Genomic DNA, 2996 nt, shown 5'->3' on the forward strand with positions numbered 1-2996 from the left:
TATAAGAGACAGCGCCCGCAGGGGGGCGGTGTTTCCGGCCAGATCCGCCTTCGTCAGCACGATACGGTCGGCCACCGCGGCCTGGCGCAGGGCTTCCGGATGCGCGTCCAGGGTGGCGGCCCCGTTCACCGCATCGACCACCGTGACGACCGCCTGCAGCCGGTACCGCAGCACGAGGTAGGGATGGTAGATCAGCGCGTGCAGGATCGGCGCCGGGTCGGCGAGGCCGGTGGTCTCGATCACGACGCGGCGGAACGGCGCGATGCGGCCGTTGTCGCGCTTGCGCAGCAGGTCCTCGAGGGTGGCGATCAGGTCGCCCCGGACCGTGCAGCAGAGGCAGCCGGCGCCCAGCAGCACCATGTCCTCGTCCACCCGCTCGATCAGCAGATGGTCGAGCCCGATCTCGCCGAACTCGTTGACGATCACCACCGTGTCGGCGAGCGCCGGGTCCCCGAGCAGGCGGTTGAGCAGCGTCGTCTTGCCGGCCCCGAGGAAGCCGGTGAGCACGGTGAGCGGGATCGGCTCGGGGCGGACGGGAGGACTGGGCTGGGTGGTGGCGGACATGGGGTTGGCCTAGCGCGGGCGGTGCGCGGGCTCAACCGGGGGGCGCCCCCCTCCCCCGCGGACGGGGGAGGGAGAGCGGCGGCGGCTCAGAACGCCCCGGCGAGCAGCGTGAGCCCCGACAGCGCCACGGCAGCGCCCATGGCCGGGGCGGCGCGTCGGCGCTCGGCGCTGACGAGGAAGCCGAGCCCGAGGCCTGCCGCGTGCAGGAGCGCGGTCGCGGAGAGGAAGCCCATCCCGTAGGCGAGGCCCGAGGCGGTCTCGGGCATCTCGGCGCCGTGGGCGTAGCCGTGGAACACCGCGAACACCCCGACGAGGCCGATCAGCGCCGGCAGCGGCAGCCGGGCGGCGAACACGATGGCGAGGCCGAAGGCGACGAGGGAGAGCGCGATGCCGGCCTCCGCGAAGGGCAGTCCGATCCCGAACACGCCGAGCCCCGCGCCCGCCGCCATCATAGCCATGAAGGCGACCGGCAGGCCCCAGCGGGCCGGCCCGCCGCGGAGCGCCGCCAGCAGGCCCACCGCGACCATGGCGAGCACGTGGTCGAGCCCCCCGATCGGATGCGCGAAGCCGTGCGCGAAACCCACCGCCTCGCCGTGGCCCGGATGGGCGAGCGCAGCGCCGGGGGCGAGCAGCAGGAGAGCCGGCAGCAGCGGCAGGACGCGACGGATCATCGGGGGCCTCGGGGTCGATGTTGCGGTGCTCATGGAAGACCTAATCCAAACCCTATTCCATCGTGGGCGCAAGCTTCTGCACGCTCGGCACGTCCTCGCCGAGCCAGGCGGCGTTCTTGGCCGTTCCGTCGAAGGTCGCGCTCGTCTTGAAGAGCTCGTACTTGCCCTCCAGCGCGTAGGGCCGGCTGCGGCCGAGGAGTTCGGCGACCCGGGCCTTGTCCATCGGCCGGAAGGTCTTCACCGCCTCGAAGGCTTGGTCGAGGTCGCGCTGGTTCTGGATCCCGGTGATCACCACCGAGACCGGCAGGTTCAGCGAGAAGTGGAGATATTCCAGCGGCTTGATCGGCGCGTCGCTCTTCAGGATGACCCCGTCGCCGAAGGTCTTCATCGCCAGCGGCGCGATGCCGTTCCGGACGAGGTAGGGCAGGATGAGATGCCCGAACGAGCGGAAATGCGCGTCCATCACGTTGAGCGGCATCTGCACGGAATCGAACTGGAAGCCGCGCTCGGCCGCCACCTCCAGCATCTGCAGGTGGATGCGCGGGTCCTTGTGGCCGGTGAAGCCGATGTAGCGCAGCTTGCCCTGCTGCTTCGCCTCCACGAAGGCCTCCATCGCCCCGCCCTCGGCGAAGACGCGGTCGGGATCGTCGTAGCGCAGGATCTCGTGGTGCTGGACGAGGTCGATCCGGTCGGTGCGCAGGCGCTTGAGCGAGGTGTCGATCTGGCGCATCGCCTCGTCCTTGGTCCGCCCGTCCATCTTGGACATCAGGAAGACCTTCTCGCGGTAGCCGCCCTGCGACAGGGCCTCGCCCATGCGCAGCTCCGAGCGCCCCTCGTTGTAGTCCCAGCAATTGTCCATGAAGGTGATGCCGCGCTCGATCCCGGCATGGATCAGGCGCGTGGCCTCGTCGTCCGAGACGGCGTTCTTGCCGAGATGGAAGCCGCCCATCCCGATCGCCGAGATCTTCTCCGCGTGGCGCCCGAACGGGCGGTAGAGCATCTCGCCCCGCATCTCGCCGGGATCGGAGACGAACGGCAGGTCGGCGGGATCCTGCGGGCGCGTCTGGGGCAGGCCGGGGGCGTTCACGGCCGCCCCCGCGCTGCCGGCGCCCGCGAGGCCGGCGCCGAGGACGGCGCCCTGGAGGAAGCTTCGGCGTTCCATGCGGATTCTCCCGGCTGGGGGCCCCTCTGTGGGGCGGGACAGGTCGCGTTCAGGCTCGGCTTCATGGGGACAACTCCCTCAGGGCGCGGGCGGCGTGGAGCACGCGCAACGCCGCGCAGGCGGCGCCGTAGCCGTTGTCGATGTTGCAGACGGTGATGCCCGGGGCACAGCTCGCCAGCACGGCATCGAGCGCCGCGCGCCCGCCCTCGGCGACGCCGTAGCCGACCGAGGTCGGCACCGCGATCAGCGCGCCCGGCACGAGGCCGCCGACGACGCTGGGCAGCGCCGCATCCATGCCCGCCGCCACGATGACGACCGGGTGCGCCCGGATCTCGTCGAGGCGCCGCTGCAGGCGCCAGAGGCCGGCGACGCCGACATCGGCGATGAGCGTCGCGGCCACGCCCGCATAGGCCAGCGTCCGCTCGGCCTCGCGCGCCACCGGCACGTCCGAGGTGCCGGCCGCCACGATGGCGACCGCGGCCGCGCCCGCGATCCGGTTCGGTGCCCCGAACACGGCGGTGCGCGAGACCGGGCAGTAATCGAGCGCGTGGCCGAGCGCGGCCCGCTTGTCGGCGTCGAGCCGGGTGAGGAACAGGCGG

The 2996-nt window shown here is 72.0% G+C and carries 4 protein-coding genes; all 4 read right to left on the minus strand.

Features of this window, described 5'->3' with window-relative positions:
• Positions 1-564, minus strand: a 564-nt coding sequence (locus tag AX737_RS08295; RefSeq protein WP_197430505.1) for a GTP-binding protein, incomplete at its 3' end; no start/stop codon positions are given.
• Positions 565-650: 86 nt separating this feature from the next.
• Entirely contained in the window at positions 651-1235 is a 585-nt protein-coding gene (locus AX737_RS08300; protein ID WP_066920517.1) for a HupE/UreJ family protein, read from the minus strand.
• 52 nt (positions 1236-1287) lie between these two features.
• Complete coding sequence (locus AX737_RS08305; RefSeq protein WP_066920520.1) at positions 1288-2397, minus strand: aldo/keto reductase; 1110 nt, start codon at positions 2395-2397, stop codon at positions 1288-1290.
• A 61-nt stretch (positions 2398-2458) separates the two neighbouring features.
• Positions 2459-2996, minus strand: a 538-nt coding sequence (gene larB, locus AX737_RS08310) for a nickel pincer cofactor biosynthesis protein LarB (RefSeq protein ID WP_066920522.1), incomplete at its 5' end; no start/stop codon positions are given.

This window comes from Methylobacterium sp. CCH5-D2 (assembly GCF_001556475.1).
GTDB classification, from domain to species: Bacteria; Pseudomonadota; Alphaproteobacteria; order Rhizobiales; family Beijerinckiaceae; genus Methylobacterium; species Methylobacterium hispanicum.